The organism is Domibacillus sp. A3M-37 (assembly GCF_024213455.1).
In the GTDB taxonomy this organism is placed as follows: domain Bacteria; phylum Bacillota; class Bacilli; order Bacillales; family Domibacillaceae; genus Domibacillus; species Domibacillus tundrae.
The window spans coordinates 1-18,916 of sequence record NZ_JANAVL010000009.1 but is presented as its reverse complement, the minus strand read 5'-3'; the positions used below and the strand labels follow the sequence as shown (position 1 = coordinate 18,916).

The 18,916-nt window shown below is 45.5% G+C and carries 22 protein-coding genes; 20 read left to right on the top strand and 2 right to left on the bottom strand.

The genetic code is table 11. From position 1 onward, the window contains the following. Nucleotides 1-206 precede the first annotated feature (206 nt). From NLX67_RS14105 to NLX67_RS14070, 8 genes are all read left to right on the top strand, one after another. A complete protein-coding gene (locus NLX67_RS14105; protein ID WP_254312180.1) occupies nucleotides 207-1,013 on the top strand; it encodes an ABC transporter permease in 807 nt (268 codons plus the stop codon). A 4-nt stretch (nucleotides 1,014-1,017) separates the two neighbouring features. After that, a complete protein-coding gene (locus tag NLX67_RS14100; protein ID WP_254312179.1) occupies nucleotides 1,018-1,797 on the top strand; it encodes an ABC transporter ATP-binding protein in 780 nt (259 codons plus the stop codon). A 13-nt stretch (nucleotides 1,798-1,810) separates the two neighbouring features. Next, nucleotides 1,811-2,878, top strand: a complete 1,068-nt coding sequence (locus NLX67_RS14095; protein ID WP_254312178.1) for an ABC transporter substrate-binding protein — start codon at nucleotides 1,811-1,813, stop codon at nucleotides 2,876-2,878. Between the two features lie 328 nt (nucleotides 2,879-3,206). Next, the gene (locus tag NLX67_RS14090; RefSeq protein ID WP_254312177.1) at nucleotides 3,207-5,360 is read left to right on the top strand and encodes a methyl-accepting chemotaxis protein; all 2,154 of its coding nucleotides are present in this window, start codon (nucleotides 3,207-3,209) and stop codon (nucleotides 5,358-5,360) included. A 166-nt stretch (nucleotides 5,361-5,526) separates the two neighbouring features. Continuing rightward, on the top strand, nucleotides 5,527-6,546 hold the full coding sequence (locus NLX67_RS14085; protein ID WP_046180821.1) for a ThiF family adenylyltransferase: 1,020 nt from the start codon (nucleotides 5,527-5,529) through the stop codon (nucleotides 6,544-6,546). Nucleotides 6,547-6,559: 13 nt separating this feature from the next. Next, complete coding sequence (locus NLX67_RS14080; protein WP_254312176.1) at nucleotides 6,560-7,060, top strand: MogA/MoaB family molybdenum cofactor biosynthesis protein; 501 nt, start codon at nucleotides 6,560-6,562, stop codon at nucleotides 7,058-7,060. Continuing rightward, entirely contained in the window at nucleotides 7,057-7,803 is a 747-nt protein-coding gene (modA, locus tag NLX67_RS14075) for a molybdate ABC transporter substrate-binding protein (RefSeq protein ID WP_254312175.1), read from the top strand. The genes NLX67_RS14080 and modA overlap by 4 nt, the downstream gene beginning before the upstream one ends. After that, nucleotides 7,800-8,465, top strand: a complete 666-nt coding sequence (locus tag NLX67_RS14070) for a molybdate ABC transporter permease subunit (protein ID WP_254312174.1) — start codon at nucleotides 7,800-7,802, stop codon at nucleotides 8,463-8,465. Before modA ends, NLX67_RS14070 begins: the two co-directional genes overlap by 4 nt. Here NLX67_RS14070 and moaC read toward each other — a convergent pair. After that, a complete protein-coding gene (gene moaC, locus NLX67_RS14065; protein WP_254312173.1) occupies nucleotides 8,462-8,956 on the bottom strand; it encodes a cyclic pyranopterin monophosphate synthase MoaC in 495 nt (164 codons plus the stop codon). The two genes, NLX67_RS14070 and moaC, sit on opposite strands and share 4 nt — an antisense overlap. A 68-nt stretch (nucleotides 8,957-9,024) precedes the next feature. Between moaC and NLX67_RS14060 the strand changes: the two genes are divergently transcribed. The 10 genes from NLX67_RS14060 to NLX67_RS14015 all read left to right on the top strand — a co-directional run bounded on the left by NLX67_RS14060 (nucleotide 9,025) and on the right by NLX67_RS14015 (nucleotide 15,848). Beyond that, nucleotides 9,025-10,284 (top strand): molybdopterin molybdotransferase MoeA, encoded by a 1,260-nt coding sequence (locus NLX67_RS14060; RefSeq protein ID WP_254312172.1) that lies wholly within the window; start codon nucleotides 9,025-9,027, stop codon nucleotides 10,282-10,284. Further along, nucleotides 10,269-10,721 (top strand): molybdenum cofactor biosynthesis protein MoaE, encoded by a 453-nt coding sequence (locus NLX67_RS14055; RefSeq protein ID WP_256519872.1) that lies wholly within the window; start codon nucleotides 10,269-10,271, stop codon nucleotides 10,719-10,721. The genes NLX67_RS14060 and NLX67_RS14055 overlap by 16 nt, the downstream gene beginning before the upstream one ends. Then, a complete protein-coding gene (gene moaD, locus NLX67_RS14050; RefSeq protein WP_254312171.1) occupies nucleotides 10,718-10,951 on the top strand; it encodes a molybdopterin converting factor subunit 1 in 234 nt (77 codons plus the stop codon). The genes NLX67_RS14055 and moaD overlap by 4 nt, the downstream gene beginning before the upstream one ends. 29 nt (nucleotides 10,952-10,980) lie before the next feature. Next, on the top strand, nucleotides 10,981-11,988 hold the full coding sequence (moaA, locus tag NLX67_RS14045) for a GTP 3',8-cyclase MoaA (RefSeq protein WP_375143385.1): 1,008 nt from the start codon (nucleotides 10,981-10,983) through the stop codon (nucleotides 11,986-11,988). Nucleotides 11,989-12,127: 139 nt separating this feature from the next. Beyond that, nucleotides 12,128-13,111, top strand: a complete 984-nt coding sequence (locus NLX67_RS14040) for an aldo/keto reductase (RefSeq protein ID WP_254312170.1) — start codon at nucleotides 12,128-12,130, stop codon at nucleotides 13,109-13,111. An 83-nt stretch (nucleotides 13,112-13,194) separates the two neighbouring features. Further along, nucleotides 13,195-13,953 (top strand): inositol monophosphatase family protein, encoded by a 759-nt coding sequence (locus NLX67_RS14035; RefSeq protein ID WP_052728560.1) that lies wholly within the window; start codon nucleotides 13,195-13,197, stop codon nucleotides 13,951-13,953. Continuing rightward, complete coding sequence (locus NLX67_RS14030) at nucleotides 13,950-14,183, top strand: HAD family hydrolase (RefSeq protein ID WP_254312169.1); 234 nt, start codon at nucleotides 13,950-13,952, stop codon at nucleotides 14,181-14,183. Before NLX67_RS14035 ends, NLX67_RS14030 begins: the two co-directional genes overlap by 4 nt. A gap of 122 nt (nucleotides 14,184-14,305) precedes the next feature. Next, nucleotides 14,306-14,479 (top strand): HAD hydrolase family protein, encoded by a 174-nt coding sequence (locus NLX67_RS14025; protein WP_305882033.1) that lies wholly within the window; start codon nucleotides 14,306-14,308, stop codon nucleotides 14,477-14,479. Nucleotides 14,480-14,616: 137 nt separating this feature from the next. After that, nucleotides 14,617-15,129, top strand: a complete 513-nt coding sequence (locus tag NLX67_RS14020; protein ID WP_046180831.1) for an acyl-CoA thioesterase — start codon at nucleotides 14,617-14,619, stop codon at nucleotides 15,127-15,129. Nucleotides 15,130-15,203: 74 nt separating this feature from the next. Beyond that, nucleotides 15,204-15,848, top strand: coding sequence for an SDR family oxidoreductase (locus NLX67_RS14015; protein WP_254312168.1), 645 nt, complete (start codon nucleotides 15,204-15,206; stop codon nucleotides 15,846-15,848). A 245-nt stretch (nucleotides 15,849-16,093) separates the two neighbouring features. On the opposite strand, the gene NLX67_RS14010 is transcribed toward NLX67_RS14015, so the two are convergent. After that, complete coding sequence (locus NLX67_RS14010; RefSeq protein WP_046180833.1) at nucleotides 16,094-16,966, bottom strand: LysR family transcriptional regulator; 873 nt, start codon at nucleotides 16,964-16,966, stop codon at nucleotides 16,094-16,096. A 123-nt stretch (nucleotides 16,967-17,089) separates the two neighbouring features. Between NLX67_RS14010 and NLX67_RS14005 the strand changes: the two genes are divergently transcribed. Continuing rightward, on the top strand, nucleotides 17,090-18,190 hold the full coding sequence (locus NLX67_RS14005; protein WP_254312167.1) for an AbrB family transcriptional regulator: 1,101 nt from the start codon (nucleotides 17,090-17,092) through the stop codon (nucleotides 18,188-18,190). Nucleotides 18,191-18,248: 58 nt separating this feature from the next. Continuing rightward, the gene (locus NLX67_RS14000; RefSeq protein WP_254312166.1) at nucleotides 18,249-18,416 is read left to right on the top strand and encodes a hypothetical protein; all 168 of its coding nucleotides are present in this window, start codon (nucleotides 18,249-18,251) and stop codon (nucleotides 18,414-18,416) included. The last annotated feature ends 500 nt before the right edge of the window (nucleotides 18,417-18,916 follow it).

Below are 18,916 nucleotides of genomic sequence, written 5' to 3'. Positions count from 1 at the left end.
TCTTGAAAAGCTGGAACAAAAATGGATAGACATAATAAAACTATTTGGGGACCAAGGCTAATAACCGTATAAAGTGAAAATAAAACGCAGCCAGCTTCTTATACGAGCCGGCTGTTTTTTTATCTCGATTTGCCAAAAGGCTGCTGTCTGTTTTGGACACACATTTTCGGCAGCCCGCATATTATTTTGAATAAGAGGTGGTGAACATGAAGGATCTGAAAAATCCAGTTGAAACGGAAAAACAAGAATGGCGAAAGCGGCAGAACCAGCAAAGGTTAAAGACGGGGCTCACCATATTTTCCCCTGTTTTTCTCTTGCTCATCTGGGAAGTTTTATCACGAAGCGGGCTGATTGATGCACGATTTTTCCCACCGCCCACCGCTATTATTTCCACATTTATTGAATTGCTCACAAGTGGTCAATTGTTTCATCACATAAACATTTCCTTGTTTCGAATCTTTGCGGGCTTCTTACTTGGTGTCATCCCTGGGATCATCCTTGGTTTGTGTATGGGCTTGTATGCACCAATCAGGCACTTTCTTTCTCCTCTTATTATGGCGTTAATGCCCATTCCCACACTTGCTTTATTACCGATTATTTTAATCATTTTTGGAATTGGCGAAGTATCAAAAGTCGTCACCATTGCGGGAAGTGTGTTTTTCCCCGTTGTGATCAATACAGTTGCTGGTGTCATCTCCATCGACTCCATTTACTTGGATGTAGCAAAAAATTATGGAGCAAGCAGAAGAGATTTCTTCTTAAAAATCGCTTTGCCCGGCTCACTTCCAGTTATGCTCGAAGGAATTCAAATGGGGCAGGCTATTGCTTTGCTTACGATTGTCGCAGCTGAAATGATGGGGGCACGGTCAGGAATCGGTTATTTGATTTGGACGTCCTACAGTGCATTTTTATTAAAAGAAATGTTTGTTGGACTGATTCTTATTTCGTTTTTTGGTTATATCTTTTCCCTGTTATTACGGTGGCTGCAACGAAAACTAATACCGTGGAGGTGACGACGTGAACCCAAAACCCAAAATATCGATTCATGAATTGACGAAAGTATTTTATAAAAAACATAATAGCGTCACTGCGCTTGAAAACATTTCAATCGATATCGAAGAAGGAGAATTTGTTTGCCTCGTTGGACCAAGCGGCTGCGGAAAAACAACACTGCTTCGTATAGTAGCAGGACTTGAAAATCAAAGTTCAGGCGGTTTCCGAATCCAAAAAAGCAACATGGATCGTCCGAACCAGTCGATGGTGTTTCAAGAGCGTGGCATTCTGCCGTGGCTGACAGTCGCAGAAAACGCAGCATTCGGCCTTAATATGCGCCATTTGCCTAAAGCGCAAGTGAAAGAACGAACGGACTATTTTTTGAATAAAGTAGGACTTACTAAATTTGCTCACATGTATCCGAAAGAACTGTCCGGCGGGATGAAGCAGCGGGTCAGCATTGCAAGGGCATTTGCGAACGATCCCGAGATTTTATTAATGGATGAGCCATTTGGAGCGCTGGATGAACAAAATCGGCATATTTTGCAGGAAGAACTGTTATCCATTTGGGCAGAAACGAAAAAAACCGTTTTGTTTATTACACATAGCATAGATGAAGCATTGTACTTAAGCGACCGGGTGCTGCTGATGAGTGCACAGCCCGGGAAGATAACGGCGGAGATCAAAATCGATCTCCCGCGGCCAAGAAAACTGGAAGACATTCGGTCGAATCCGGAAATGGCAGATGTCTTTTTATATATTTGGCAGCACTTGCAAACAGAAGTTCAAGGATCAAGATTGTAAAGGAGGAGAATCGATGAAAAAGTGGATTGGAATGTTAGGGATGCTGTTCTTGTTGGCAGGGTGTGCGGAAGAAGAAGCGGTGAAGGTCAATGACGACGTAAGCAAAGACAATCCGTCCGGTGATTTGGCTCCTTTAAGCAAAGAAACAAAAGTGGTTATTGCAGAAGATGGTTCAGCGTCGGGCGCGGGGTTTTATATTGCGAATGAAAAAGGCTATTTTGATGACTACAATATTAAAGTAGAGTTCGCGACATTTGCGAATAGCGACGATATGCTGCCAGCCCTTGCATCCGGTGAAGTGGATATTGCGGGAGGGATCTCTTCAGCGTCCTTTTTCAACGCGATTGCCCAGGGCATTGACGTGAAAATCATTGCCGATAAAGGCCATAACGAAAAAGGAAAATCATATTTCACGTTTGTAATTGACGCTGATAAACAAGATGAATTAAAAGAGTACAGTGATTTAAAAGGGAAAAAAGTCGCCGTTTCCACGGAACATGCAGTAGATGATTACATTTTTCAGCTAATGCTTAAAGAAGCAGGCTTAAAGAAAACAGATGTGGAATTTGTCCTTATGCCGGACTTCGGCAACATGCTGGCATCGATCGAAAATGGCTCGATTGACGCGGCGCTGCAAATTGAGCCGCTCATTACACAAGGTGTAGCAGAAGGCATTCACGTTCGTTTCGGTGACGCAACCGATTTCGCCCCGGAAGCACAAATTGCCATGGTGCTTGGATCGCCGCAATTTATAAAAGAAGAACAAGATGTGTCATTACGCTTCATGGCCGCGTATTTAAAAGGAGTTCGTGATTATAATGATGCCTTCAAAAAAGACGAAGGCAAAGATAAAATCATTGATATTATGACGCAATATACGGCTTTAAAAGAAGCGGCCGTATGGGAAGATGTTTTTGTGACAGGGCTTGATCCGAACGGCGAAATGTTCGTTGACGACATTCGCGATCAGTACGAAATGTATAAAGAAAATGGAGCGATTCGCGGGGAATTCAATTTTGACGAAGCAATTGATACTGCCATAACTGAAAAAGCCGTCAAGATTATTGGAGAGTATGAATAGTCACCAAAATGATCGTTCAGGAAGCGTTGCGAATCTGCACCGATTCCTGAACTATTTTTTGTGAAAAAACGCAAAAAAAGTAAAATATCGCCATATAGTAGATGGGAAATGGAATTAACGGCAATGAGCAGTCAAGCTTCTCTTCCGGAAGAACGGGTTAATTTGGCTTTTGAAAAATAAAAATACTTAATTTAGTGAATTTTTGCTAAAATATCCGTTTTTTTAGGAATAAAGTCTTGAATTTGATAAAATTCCAGAATATAATAACTTTTATAACAAAACAGTGTAATATTTTGTGACATAATTGAAAGCGGTGAGAGAAATGGGGATGTTTGGCTGGTTAGATGTAAAAGAAGGAATTCCTCTCTGGTGGTCCTATCGTTTAAATCGGGGCACAAAAGAATCCGTAGAAGAAGTGTTTGAAGGTATCGCTCGTACCCGGATGACACTTTTAACGGAATGGGCAGAAGAACAATGGTATTTCCTTCAGCAGATGTCTCAGGAATGGCTGCATATTTTGCCAAACGAAAAGAATACCTATTTAATGAAAAAACTGAAAAAAAACCGGTATATAACAGAACTGTTTATCTTAGACGACACATGTTCAATTGATTATTCAACGTTTTCTGGACGTGCTGGAAAACAGTCGGGTACGGAAATCTATAAAGCGGCAGTTGAGGCATTTCGCCAGCAGAAGCCTTTTTTATTTGGTCCTTATACAGATCCGGATACAGGGAAAATCGGTCCAGGGTCTTCACATTTTCACGACGATGTCACACTTCTATTTTTACAGCCGGTAATGGAGGGCGGACGTGTAAAGCGATTGATTGCCGCGCGCATTCCGAATGATGTGCTCGGTGATTTGATTCAGCGTGAAGCGGGCCATATTTATCCGGATTCCGGCGATAATTATTTGTTTATGGCAAAATCCAATTTTAACCCGTCAATTGCGCCTGGTACGGCGTTATCACGCAGTCGTTTTGAAGATCGGACATTCACGCACGGTGAGAATTTAAAAGACGGGATTCACACGAAGAATGGGGGATCAGTTCGTATTCAGAACCATACTGAATTCGAAATCCGGTTTACGGATCCTGCAACAAATGAACTTCATCCGGGCGTGGCCAATACAATACGGAACGGAAGCAATTTGTTTGTTGAGTTTCCGGGCTACTCCGATTACCGTCACATTCCGGTTATCGGAAAAGGCGTGACGTTTCAGATGCCGGGGTCTTCTGACACATGGGGAATGATGTGCGAAGGGGATTTAGAGGAAGTGTATCGTACGCGGTCGATTGGCTGGCGGCTCATTAAGCAATTTATGTTTTTTTTATTCATTGGCATTCTTCTTCAGCAATCTTTCACGATGCTTCCATTTATGCCGGTCTGGACGGATGTCATCATTGGGCTTGCCTATGGCGCAGGCGCATCAACGATTTTTTATAAAAAAAGCTTGCAGCCCATCATTGAAAGGCTGCGCAAAATGACCGATATTACCCGGGAAATAGCGGAAGGGGGCGGCGATTTAACGAGCCGGCTCGATTCGAAGTTGTTATTTCACGATGAAACCGGTGCGCTCGGCCGCTGGGTGAACAATTTGATTGACAGCCAGGACGAATTGATGGGCAAAGTGAAAGCTGCGGCGCTGGACGTAGAAGAAACAAATCAGTCTCTTCGTGAAAAAGCAGGCTTTGCCGAAAGTGATTCGATTCTCGTCATTGAACAAATGAGCGAAATGCTTGAAGCCATTCAGCAGCAAGTAAAAGATGTGAAGCAGGCAATGGGGCAGGTTGACCACGTGAGCAGCACATTGTCCGGTCTTGAACAGCAGTCCCAAGATCAAATTGAGCACGCGCAAAACGAAGTGGCCGGCATTAATGACAAAATGGATGTGATCGTCGGCAAAGTAAATGAAGCGATGACGATGACCGATCAGTTTAAAGAATTATCCGACAGCATTAACAGCATTGTCGGCACGATTAATGAAATTGCCTATCAAACAAACCTGCTGGCGCTAAATGCGGCGATTGAAGCGGCACGTGCCGGAGAATATGGCAAAGGATTTGGTGTCGTCGCGCTTGAAATTCGCAAGCTCGCCGATCAAACAACGCGTGCAACAAAAGAGATTAGTGACACACTTGACCAAATTGAACATAGCTCTGCACGGGTCCGTTCAGCGATTGGGGACAGCAGCCAAGAGGTGGCAAGTGGGGTTGACGTCGTCCACAATGTTCAAAATGTACTCGTTTCGATGGCACAAACGTCAGATTCACAGCCCGATGTCACCGATCAAATGAAAGACATTATCGGAAATATCGCCGTGATCAATGAACAAAACGCCCGGACGGTCGAGCAGGTGGACGGATCAACCGGAAAAATGGTGGAACTCATTAAAGAAGTCCGCTTTGATTCAGAACAAAGCTCCCTGGTTGTGGAAGCGCTGAGGCGGACGATTGATAAATTTACACTGTCAAAAGCTTGATGGTAAACAAGGGTGTCTCATAATCCATGAGGCGCCCTTTTCATTGTATGCTTAACAGCGCCAGGAAAATAAGAGTATGGTAAAATAAAAAAACAGGATTCAGATTTTCAAGAAAATAAATAAAACTGCTCGTATAGGCAGGGTTTGAGAAAGAAGTGGTGGGAAAATGGAAAAACGGTTTGCGAAACAGCAAAAATTTTATCCGATTGGCATGGATGGCCAAGAACAGCTGGCGCAATCGACGGCTGCCATCATTGGCTGCGGGGCGCTCGGTTCCGCAGCCGCGGATACACTGGCGCGTGCAGGCGTCGGGAGGCTGCTGCTCGTTGACCGGGATTACGTGGAATTGTCCAATTTGCACCGGCAGCCACTCTACACAGAAGCGGACGCGCGTGACATGATTCCGAAAGTTGAGGCGGCGAAAAAACGGCTGTCATCTGTTAACAGCAGAGTACAGATAGAAACGTGGATGGACCACGCGGATGCTGCGCTGATCGAACAGCTGGCGCAAAAAAGCGACATTCTCATTGACGGAACAGATAATTTTGAAACGCGTCTTGTTATGAATGATGCCAGCGTGAAGCATAACACACCTTGGATATACGGGGCCTGTGTCGGCTCAACAAGCGTTGTCATGCCTTTTGTGCCGGGCGAAGGTCCGTGCTTTCGCTGCCTGCTTCCAGTTCTTCCATCTTCAAACGAAACATGTGACACAAGTGGTGTGATAGCGCCAGCTGTCTATATTACGTCCGCTTATCAATGTGCGGAAGCGATGAAATGGCTGACGGGAAATCATGAAGCGGTTCGAGGAGAGATGCTCCGAATTGATTCGTGGACAAATGAGCAGCATTCGTTTGGCATCCGTAAAATGAAGCGGCACGACTGTCCATCATGTGGCCTGGAGCGGATTTATCCGGCGCTGAATCAGTCGGAAGAAACAAAAGCCGCTTTGTTGTGCGGACGTGATACTGTCCAGCTAACGCCGGGTGCCGGTCGGACGCTGACGCTTGAAGACGGTGAAAAGATCGCTGAAAAGCTGCAATTAAAACAAAAGCGAACGCCTTATTTTCTGCAGATCACGACAGATGAAAGCCGGATTGTCCTTTTTGAAAATGGCCGTTTGTTTTTTCATGGCATTCAGGACGTCAATCAGGCACTGAAATTATATAACCAGCTGTTTAGCTGACAGGAGGAAAACGATGTCAGTTGATTTTTCAAGTAAAATCCGATTTTCAGCCGCAGTGCTGACGGTAAGTGATACACGGACAGCAGCCACAGATAAAAGTGGCGCACATATTCAGGCGCTTCTTCAAGAAAATGGCCATCACGCCGTTCAATATACAATCGTACCGGATGAAAAAGAAGCAGTCGGTCATGTGATTCAAAAGTGGCTGGCGGATGAAGAAGTCGATATTGTCATCGCAACCGGCGGTACAGGGATCGCCCCGCGTGATATTACAATTGAAACGGTAAAGCCGTTTTTGAAAAAAGAAATTCCTGGATTTGGTGAATTTTTCCGTTACTTAAGCTTAACAGAAGACATTGGCACGCGGGCCATGCTGTCAAGGGCTGTGGCCGGAACAGCAGGCGAAGGAAAATTGCTTTTTGCTCTTCCCGGCTCACGAGGTGCGGTCGATCTCGCCATGCGGAAACTGATTTTACCGGAAGCAGCGCATCTGCTTCATGAAGCAAGAAAATGAAGAAGCGCTGGGCTGGTATGCTGATTATGATGCTTGCCGTTGGATCGGGTGTCCAGGCATTCAAAGGAGAAACAGACGAGTCGATTCTTATCGTTGGGGCTGCAGCAAGCTTTAACCCTGTACTTGATCAGCTTGAAGCGGCTTTTGAGGCGCAATATCCGCAGGTAGATGTCCGGTTTCATACAGGCGGGTCTGGCATGATTGCCCGGCAGGTAGAAGCGTATGCCCCAATTGACGTTATCATGCTCGCGTCCAAAAAAGAAGCCGATTCTCTTGAAGAGAAAGGGCTTATTCAAATGGAACGGGCGGACGGTTTTTTAACAAATCGGCTCGTTGTGATTGAACCCGATCGTTCTAAGGCGCATTGGCCGGCTGTGCAAAAAGTCGTAATGGGAACACCGGGCGCCGTGCCGGTCGGAACATATGCGGAACAGGTGCTTGAAAGCATGAAATGGGACGGGATAAGGATTTACGCAAAAGATGCGTCGTCCGTGTTAATGTGGGTATCGTCCGGCGAGGCAGATGCAGGCATTGTTTATAAAACAGATGCGATGTCTTCAAATGATGTCCGAATCACGCATGTGTTTTCTTCTGCTGTTCATGATCCGATCGTTTACAATGCGGGTATTGTCACAGAATCGCTTCATCCAGAGGCGGACGTCTTTGAAGCGTTTTTATCATCAACGGAAGCGATGCGCATTTTTGAAACGTACGGGTTTCAGTCAGGTGGTGAAGAAAAATGACGTTTATGGAACCGATCGTGTTATCTGTTTTTGTGGCGGCTGCCGCGTCTGTAATTGTATATGTTTCAGCAGTCTCATTCGCTTTTTTCTTTATACGCGAGGCGATTCCTCTCAAGTGGCTATGGGAAACGCTGTTTATGCTGCCGATCGTGCTGTCGCCCACGGTCATCGGTTTTTTGCTCGTCAAGCTGTTTGGACGGACCGGCGTAGTGGGTACTTTTTTATATGAATGGTTTCATATTTCACCGATGTTCACAATTACTGCGGCAGTGATGGCGGCTTCTGTTGTGGCTTTTCCGCTTATGTACCAGGCGGCGAAGGCCGGGTTTCAGGCAGTGCCGGAAAGCTACGTGGAAGTGACCAAGCAATATACGAACAACCCGATTGATGTGCTGCGGTATACATACATTCCATCTGCCCGCTACGGTCTTATTGCAGGGTATACTCTTAGCTTTGCGCGCGGCCTTGGTGAATTTGGCGCGACGTTTATGTTTGCTGGCAACATACCCGGGGTGACGGTGACGATGCCGACTGCCGTTTACACTGCATTTGAAAAAGGGGAAGATATAACCGCATGGATATATGTGACCATCAGCATCGTCATTTCTGCATTGTTTTTATATGTTGTCACATATGCGGAAAAACGAAAACACGCCGCTTAATCGCGAGCGCGTTCGTAATCTCCATTTTTACCGCCGGATTTTTTCTGTAAATAGGTCGGTCCGATGACCATTTCCTTGCCCGCCGCTTTACACATATCATAAATTGTTAATGCGGCGGCTGAAGCAGCAGTTAATGCTTCCATTTCCACGCCGGTCACGCCTTTTGTTTTTGCTTCTGCTTCGATTAAAATAATGTAGCGGCTTATCTTTTCGTTTAGATCCCATTCAAATGAAATATTGACCCCGGTCAGAGGAATCGGATGGCACATCGGGATAATAGCAGACGTTTGTTTGGCAGCCATAATGCCGGCAACTTGAGCGACAGCGAACACGTCTCCTTTTTTGTTTGTACCGCTTGAAATTTGGTCATAAATAGATTGGTTTACTTCAATAGAAGAATGGGCGACAGCCAGACGGACCGTTTCCGCTTTTTCAGAGACGTCCACCATTTTGGCGCGGCCTTGTTCATTAAAATGAGTGAATTCAGACATACAGGTCATCCTTTCGATTAACAGATAATTTTAGTATAGCATGGGAAAAAGAAAGCGAGGAAAAGAGAATGGTTGAAAAACGACAGCCGATTCCCGTAAAAGAGGCAATCGAGAGAGTCATGAAACGGGTGACACATTTATCAAAAGAGATGGTGCCGCTTGAAGAGGCATACGGACGAATTCTAGCGGAGCCGGTTCGGGCGAGTCATCATGTTCCTCCGTTTGATCGCTCTCCTTATGACGGGTTTGCGGTACGCTCTGTTGATACAAAAGGGGCTTCGGGAGACTCACGTCTTTCCTTTCGCGTTATTGACCATATTGGTGCCGGATCAGTATCGACGTGTACAGTCGGCGCAAGAGAAGCAGTCCGGATTATGACTGGCGCACCGCTGCCGGACGGAGCCGATGCGATTGTTATGCTGGAACAGACAGTGATAACTGGAGATAGATTTACGATCCGCAAGCCCTTTGAACCACTTGAAAATGTTTCATTAAAAGGAGAAGACGCACAGAAAGGCGAGATAATTGTTGAAGCCGGCACATTTATTCACCCTGGCGTCATTGCCGTACTGGCCACATTTGGGTATGGGCAAGTGAAAGCAGCCAAAAAACCGGTCGTTGGGCTGCTGGCGACAGGAACTGAGCTTGTTGATGTCAGCGAGCCGCTCGAGCCCGGCAAAATCCGCAATTCAAATGGCCCGATGATTGCCGCGCAGCTGGCACGGATGGGGATTGGCTGCCGGCTGCTTGGTTCTCTGCCGGACGATGAAGATGCATGCTTTGAGCTTGTGAAAAAAGCAGTGGATGAATGTGATGCCGTCATTACAACCGGCGGCGTGTCAGTCGGTGATTTTGATTTTCTGCCGGCTGTGTATGCGCGCCTTGGTGCAGACGTTTTGTTTAATAAAGTACAGATGCGCCCGGGCAGTGTCACAACGGTTGCGTATGCGCATAATACATTTCTCTTCGGATTGTCGGGGAACCCATCGGCCTGCTTTGTCGGCTTTGAATTGTTTGCACGGCCTGCTTTTTTAGCGATGATGGGTAATGAAAAGCCATTTTTGCCTTATGAAAAAGCAGTGCTTGATGTGGATTTTCCAAAGCCAAATCCGTTTAATCGGTTTATCCGTGCGGTATATAAATCAACACTCTCCGGTTCGCTTGTCCGCCCGGCCGGCTTTAACAAATCAAATTCTGTCACATCGATTGCGAGAGGAAATGCCTTTATTGTATTGCCGGGCGGCACGCGCGGGTTTCAAAAAGGCGATGAAGTCGATGTCTTGATCATAGGATCAGAGGAAGGAGTGTCATCATGGGAACTGAATTAAAACCTTTTCACGTTACGGACCAGCCGCTTGAACCGGCTTTGTATATGGAGTATGTCACTCATCCGGAAGCAGGTGCGGTCACGTTATTTGCCGGCACGGTCCGCGAATGGACGAACGGAAAGCGAACGATGTATTTAAAGTATGAAGCGTACGTGCCGATGGCTGAAAAAAAGCTCGCCCAAATCGGGGACGAGATAACCGAAAAATGGCCGGGCTCACGCGTGGCAATTGTTCATCGGATCGGGGAGCTGGTGATTTCAGATATCGCTGTTGTCATTGCGGTTTCATCGCCGCACCGGAAAGCCGCATATGAGGCAAATGAGTATGCGATAGAGCAAATAAAAAAAGTCGTGCCGATCTGGAAAAAAGAAATGTGGGAAGACGGAGAAGAGTGGATTGGAGACCAATCGTATAAACCAGGGAGTGAACAAGCATGATTCATCTTCATTATTTTGCCGGCTTAAAAGACGCAGCGGGAAAAGCGGAAGAAAGTCTGCCATGGGAAGACGGTACGGCAGCAGATGTGCTACAATGGGCAAAAACATCGTATCCGGCGTTTGATTTTTCAGCCGTACAGATTGCGGTGAACGAAGAATATGTACTGGGGACAGAGCCTGTAAAACCGGGCGATCACGTTGCAATTATTCCGCCGGTAAGCGGAGGATAACCAAAACTATTTGAAAAGGACTGAGCGCTTTGAACATAACCGATACTCTTCAGCGTCCATTGCGTGATTTGCGTATTTCGGTAACGGACCGGTGCAATTTTCGCTGTACGTACTGCATGCCGAAAGAAATCTTCGGTGATGATTACGCGTTTATGCCAAAAAATGAGCTGCTTTCATTTGAAGAAATGACTCGGCTGGCAAAGCTGTTTGTGGGGTTCGGCGTAAAAAAAGTGCGTTTAACCGGCGGGGAACCGCTGCTCCGCCGCGATTTGCCGGACTTGATCGGTATGCTGACGGCGATTGACGGGTTAGAAGATATTGGCCTGACAACAAATGCCCTTTTACTAAAGCAACACGGGCAGGCATTATATGAAGCGGGACTGCGCCGGCTGAATGTGAGCCTGGATTCATTATCAAAGGAAACGTTTGGCAAAATGAATGGCCGCGGCATCGTACCGGAGCGGATTCTTGAAAACATTGAGTATGCGAAGTCACTCGGATTTGAAGTAAAAGTGAACATGGTCGTGCAAAAAGGCGTCAATGATCACGATGTAGTCCCGATGGCCGCTTACTTTAAAGAACGAGGCGTCACACTCAGATTCATTGAATTTATGGATGTCGGCACCGACAACGGCTGGAGCTTTAAACAAGTCGTAACGAAAAAAGAAATTTTAGCGCGTCTTCAGGAAACAGAACAGCTCGAGCCGGTCGATGCCGATTATTTCGGAGAAGTAGCCGGACGTTACCGTTATAAAGATGCAGATGCGGAGATTGGCTTTATCACATCTGTTTCCGAATCGTTTTGCTCATCCTGCACACGGGCACGGCTTTCATCAGAAGGGAAGTTTTACACGTGCCTGTTTGCAACGGACGGGTTTGATTTGAGAAGCTTAATCCGATCCGGCGCTTCAGACAATCAGCTGGCTGAAGCCATTCGGAACGTTTGGGAAAAACGAGGCGACCGCTATTCAGATGAACGGACGGAACAGACGGCGACAAGCCGGAAAAAAATCGGAATGTCTTATATTGGCGGTTAAACCTGATGCTTGTCTCCTGCTCGTTAACGAAGCGGGGACGGGCATTTTTTTTACAAGTGCTAAAACTTTTTTTAACTTTGTTTTTCCGCTATACTATGTTTACTAAATGAATGCGTTTACTTTTTTAGGGGGGGACTTAATGAATTACCGTGAATTAGGCAGCACAGGCATGAACGTAAGTGAAGTCAGCTTTGGCACGTGGGCGATTGGCGGCTCATGGGGGAAAACGACAGATGAAGCATCATTAAAAGCGCTGCATTTTGCGATGGAGCAAGGTGTGAATTTTTTTGATACAGCCGATGTGTACGGCGACGGCCACAGTGAACGGCTGCTAGCGAAAGCAACAAAAGGCAGGGAAGACGAGATACACATTGCCACAAAATTTTGCCGGCAGGGCGATATTTTCGCGCCCGAAACGTATTCATATGAACAAGTGAGTGCATATTGCGAAGCAAGCTTAAAGCGATTGGAACGCGAACAGATAGATTTGTATCAAATTCACTGCCCGGCGACGCAAATTTTAAAAGAGGGCGACGTGTTTCACGTGCTCGACCGACTGCAAAATGAAGGAAAGGTTCGTCATTATGGCGTCAGTGTCGAAAGTGTGGAAGAAGGACTTATTTGCCTGGAGCATAACAATGTAAAAAGCCTGCAAGTGATCTTTAATCTTTTCCGTCAAAAGCCGGCAGAAGAGCTATTCCGAAAAGCAAAAAAGCAGGGCGTCGGCATCATCGTCCGTCTGCCGCTCGCGAGCGGCCTGTTGACCGGCAAATTCAAGCAAAGCGATACGTTTGAAGAAGACGACCACCGGAATTTCAATAATGATGGCAATGCATTTAACGTCGGAGAAACTTTTGCCGGCCTTGGCTTTAAAAAAGGAGTGGAACTCTCAGATGAGCTGAAATGGATCGCTGAGGAACGGGGATCGATGGCGGAAGCATCTCTTCGGTGGATTTTGGATCATCCGGAAGTGACGTGTATCATCCCTGGATTTAAAAACGCAAAACAAGTCGAGCAAAATTTGCAGGCGCTTCGTACCCCTTCTTTTACACAAGAAGAGCAGAAGCGGATTAAAGAGTTTTATGAGAAAGAAGTAAAACAGCATATTCGCGGCGTCTATTAAATGGTGCCTGTCCCCCGCTGCTGGAGGGACAGGCCCTTTTTTTGATATGATGCGTAGATAAATATAAAGATGGGAGCGATTGGATGTACGAGGATTATTTAGCTTTTGCGATTGAGCTTGGGAAAGGAGCAGGCGCTTTTTTGCTGCCGAATGCGGGGAAAGCTGGCGGCCAGACGATGAAAGCGGCGAAGGACTTTGTGACAGAGATGGACGTGGAGGTGGAAGCACTCATTATTGAACGTATTCAGGCGAAATACCCGGAGCATGGTATTTTCAGTGAAGAAGCGGGAACGATTGAAGCCGACAGTAATTATAAATGGGTGATTGATCCGATCGACGGTACAATTAATTACAGCATTGGTGTGCCGCAATACGGTGTGTCGATTGCACTTACTTATAAAGGGGATCCGATTGTTGGCGTCATCGATTTGCCAGGATTAAATGAAACATATTGGGCGTCAAAAGGCGGCGGCGCATTTAAGGACGGCACGCCGATTCACGTGCGGGATGTTCCTTTATCAGAGTCGTTTATTTCTCACAGTGATTTCGCGAAAGATGGTAATAAGGAAGCGAATGTCCAGCGTTTGGAGCTGTTGGCGAAAATAGTAAACGATGTATACCGTGTCCGAATCATTGGCACGGCGGCTGTCACTCTGGCGTATATCGCGGCTGGAAAATGGGACGCGGCGCTTTACATGAACCCGGCATTTTACGACATTGCGGCAGGGCAGCTGCTCGTCACGGAAGCAGGCGGCGTGATGGAGACAGCCGGACCGTATATGATGTTTGGACAAAAGCAGGCGGCAAGTGGACTTGCTGCATTGCTGGAGGAAACAAAATGAAGCTGATTGCGATTGATATGGATGGGACGCTTCTGAACGACCGAAACCAAATTCTGCTTGAAAACATTCAGGTAGTCCGTGAGGCTCAATCGACCGGAATTGAAGTCGTTATTGCGACCGGCCGCGCTTATTTTGATGCAGCCCAGCTGATGAAAGATGCAGGGTTGACGACATGGATAATCGGTGCAAATGGAGCAACGATTCACGATCCGAATGGTACATGTGTATAGGCGATCTCCGTCAGCGAAGAAGACACTGATGAAATTCTCGCTTATTTCACAGAGCAGGGATTCTATTATGAAGTCTTTTCTGAACATAAGCGGATCAATTCGATATTTCAAAAGAAGAGATTATGGCGATCGGTGACAATTTCAACGACATTTCCATGTTTCAAATTGCAGGCACGAGTGTTGCGATGGGCAATGCGCCTGATGGAGTAAAAGAAAAAGCGATGATAACGACACTGAAAAATACAGAACACGGTGTGGCACGCATTATTCAGAAAAAGATAAACCCTGCTATCTAAACAGCAGGGTTTTGTTGAGCTTGTGTAAATTTTCCTTAAGCAAGCGTTATCTTCTAAAAAAAGTCTTTGTTTTTCAGTATCTTCAGATTATAATGAGTCGCATATTTTAAATTTATAGATAAGCGGGTGGATGAATGATGGAGCCGAAAAAATGCAGTGAATCCCGGGTTGTCCGCACGAGCCGGGTCTTTCCGAATGATGTCAACAATCATAATACATTATTTGGCGGACGGCTTATGAGCGATGTTGATCAGGTGGCGTCTATTTCTGCCGCGCGCCACAGCCGGAAAGAATGCGTGACAGCTTCGACAGATTCAGTTGACTTTTTACACCCGATCCGTCCAAGCGATTCCGTTTGTTTCGAATCTTTTGTCACGTGGACAGGCAGTTCCTCGATGGAAGTGTTTGTGAAAATTGTGTCTGAAGATTTAAAAACCGGTGATCGGAAAATTGCCGCGACTGCTTTTTTAACGTTTGTCGCGCTCGATGACGACCGCCGTCCAGCACCTGTACCGGAAGTCATTCCAGTCAGTAACGAAGAAAAAAAACTGCATGAAACGGCACCACTGCGGGCAAAAAAGCGGAAAGAACATAAAAAGCATAGTAAAGAATTAGCTGCTTTTTTAACAACAGGCAAATCCGAGTCATAAGACGTCTTATTTGCTTCCGAACGCCATTTTTGAAACAATGAGCAGGAAATGATTTGGAAAGAGGTGCTCATAAGATGAAAGTGTTAGTAGTTGGAGCAAACGGACAAATCGGACAAAAGCTGATTGAACTTTTACAGGGTAGCGATAAACATGAAGTGCGTGCGATGGTACGTAAAGAAGAGCAAGCGGAAGCGTTTAAAGAAAAAGGCATTGAAGCGGTGATCGCGGATCTTGAAGGCGGCGTTGATGAGCTGACAGATGCTGCTCAAGGCTGTGATGCGATTGTCTTCACGGCTGGTTCCGGCGGTCACACGGGTCCGGATAAAACGCTCCTGATCGACCTAGATGGAGCGGTGAAAACGGTGGAAGCGGCGGAAAAAGTCGGCGTAAAACGATTTATTATGGTCAGTGCGCTACAAGCGAACAACCGCGAAAACTGGAACGATAAAATGCGTCCATACTATGCGGCGAAGCATTATGCGGACCGAGCTGTTGAACAAAGCTCATTAACATATACCATTGTTCGCCCAGGCGGCTTATTAAATGAACCGGGTACAGGGAAAGTAGAAGTCGGCCAGCAGCTTGAACGGGGATCGATTCCCCGCGCGGATGTCGCAGCGGTGATTTTTCACGCTCTTGATGCGGCGCATACGTTCAACCGCTCGTTTGATTTAGTTTCCGGAGAACAAACCATTAGCAAAGCGTTGAAAAATATTTAATGTAAACAGCCTTTCCAGCGATGGAAAGGCTGTTTAGTGTTTTCAAAGTATCTATTTCGAGGGATGTCTAGCTCCAGACGCCATCAGCTCGAGGGTTCACAGGATGTGAGTCACAAAGGTGTTGCAGCAGGACGCTGCGTTTTTAACCTTTGCTCTAAGCCCAGCCCTTCTGGAGGCACAAAACGCCTCCGACAGTGCTCGTCTTATGCTTGTCGCTGATAAACGGACGTCTTGCGCTTTTCATATTAATGGATGCTCATTAAATCAACTCGTTCAATAAATTCGACAAATGCTTTTACGATATTAAGCTGCAGCGATTCTTCATGAAAAAACATCCAGCTTTTTCGAATAATCCGTTCGCCGGCTGCATTCTTCAATTCAATTTTATGAAGGTCCTCTAAATCATCTAAAATCATGCTCGGCAGGATCGCATAGCCGAGACCATTCGCAACCATGTTTTTGCATGTTCCAGCTTTATCGACGTCGATGCTGATTAACGGCGGCTTTGCATAATTTTCTGCCCACCAGTGATCTACAACCATCTTTAAGTTTTGATCGGTTCGGTAATCAATCCGCGGCATGTCAGGCAAATGAGCTAAGTCAATTTCTTCTTTTGACGCGATGCAGATCGTTTCCTCAAAGAGAAGCCGTTTTTGATCTTTCCAGCCATAATCCCCTTTGACAAACCCGACGTGCACGTCTTGATTGTAAATTAAATGCGTAATATGGCTGCTCCATTCAGTCGTCACTTTAAACTCGACGTTCGGGTATTCCTCTTTAAAAAGCTTTAAAATGCCAGGCAGCTTATAATCGGTAAAAAAAGTTGAGACGCCGAGACGCAGTGTGCCGGACATTGTTTTTTCCATATTGAGCACATTTTCTTTGATTCGCTGCATGCGATGGATCATATCTTCGGCGCATTTGGCTAAATACTCTCCTTGGGGCGTAAATTGAATGCCGCGTCTGCCGCGTGTGACAATCTGAACCCCGAATTCTTTCTCCATCTGCTTCAGCCGATTTGTTAAAGCTGGCTGTGAAAGGTACAGTACCTGTGCTGCGTGTGTGATGTTTTTATGATTATAAAGCGTTTGTAAAATAAGCCAGTCTCTTTCATCCATTTTAAATTACTCCTCTTTTAGACATAAAAAAAAATTATCATTAAGCATATAAAATCCATATTTTATTTATTTCTTATTGTATATTATAGTAAATTGTACAGGAAACAGAAAGAAGGAATAGAAATGAAAGAAACAAAGTGGCTGTTTATTGCGATAAGTGCAATCGGCGGCTTCCTGCTGTCATTGACGGGCTTATCCATCGGGTGGATGCTCGGGACACTGCTGGCCGCTATGCTCCTTTCCTTCATAAAGCCAGATTTTTTAGGGGAGAAAGGAATTCCGAAATATTGGCTATACATCGGACAATGTATTTTAGGCATTGAACTCGGTCAAAAAATAAATTTATCTGTACTCAATGTTTTTCAAAAAGATTGGGCGGTTATTTTAATTATGCTGCTTCTATCGATTGCTTTTTCACTTTTATCGGGTGTGATTTTATGGAAGTTCAGTAAAACGGATATGCTGACTAGCTTTTTTAGCACAGCGCCAGGCGGTTTATCCGCCATGCCGGGAATTGCCGAGGAGGTCGGCGCCAATACGGCAGTTGTCAGCATTTTACAGACGATGCGTGTCTTCCTCGTGATTTTCATCATTCCAATTGTCGTCTCCGCTCTTGTTTTTCATCCGTCTGTGGAACCAGTCATACAAGCGGCTGCACCAGCATTTGGATGGAGTGGGCTTCTATGGACAGCAGTTCTTTCTATTACGGCATACGCAGGTTATCACATCGGGAAAAAATTAAAGTTCCCGGCACCATGGCTGCTTGGAAGTATGCTGTTCACAGCTGTTATTCAATCGGGCACTTCGACTGCTGTTGGACACGATGTAATAGCTTATTGGCCGCATGAAGTGATGATTCTTTCACAAATCGTCATTGCTGCATCGATCGGCTCTCGTTTCCGTAAAGAAATGTTTGTTGGGTTAAAACAAACGATCGCGATCTCATTTGTCAGTACTGTCTTATTTATTGGGGCGATGTTTGGCTGTGCATACATTGTTTCCAAAGCAACTGGGCTTGCTTTTATGACGGCTGCGCTTGCCTTTGCACCAGGAGGCGTGGCGGAAATGGCGACAACGGCTGTCGTACTCAACGCAGACGCAACATTTGTTGTGGCTGTTCAAGTACTGCGGATTATCGCTGTTATTTTATTGCTTCCGCCAGTTTTCAGAATGCTGCACGCGTCGGAATCAAGAAAAGAGGTTCATTCTCATGCATCTGTTTAACTTTATACATGCCCCAAACCGTGCTTCCCTTTACAATGAAAGAAAAGGGGGAGCGAGGATGGGGTTTTTTAACGGAACAAAAGAAATCGATGTTAAGCAGAAGATGCTTTCTTATATAAAAGATCTAGAACAAACAAAGCAGCAGGAAACAGATGCTATGGCACGTTTGGTGAAAGGTCTTAAAATGATCCTTCTTTTCAATAAAATCTCCCCAAAGTCAAATTAGGCTGTGGGGAGATTTTATTATAAAAAAAGTAATTGACAACAAGTTTGAAAAGATGATATATTATTTAGCGTCGCTCGAGAACAATTAAGAAGAGTGATGTGCTAATCAACAAGTTATAATCACCGGAAAATTCTCAGGGATATTTTTAGAAAAGATGATTGACTTGTTATTATGAAAGATGCTATGATTAACGCCTGTCATTCAGAAGTTATGTTTGAATCTGAAACAGAGAAGATAAAGTGCTTTTCCGAAATGATTATTTCGAAAGAAGTATTGACATTCAAATCGAGTTAATGGTATGATGTTATAGCTGTCGAAGAGACGGCAGAACGAATTGAACATTGAAAACTGAACAAAATCAATAAAAACGTCAACGTTTAAGCAAGAAACTTCTATGTAAGATGCTTGTCATCTTACATAGAGACAATTGAGCAATCAAACACTTTTTGGAGAGTTTGATCCTGGCTCAGGACGAACGCTGGCGGCGTGCCTAATACATG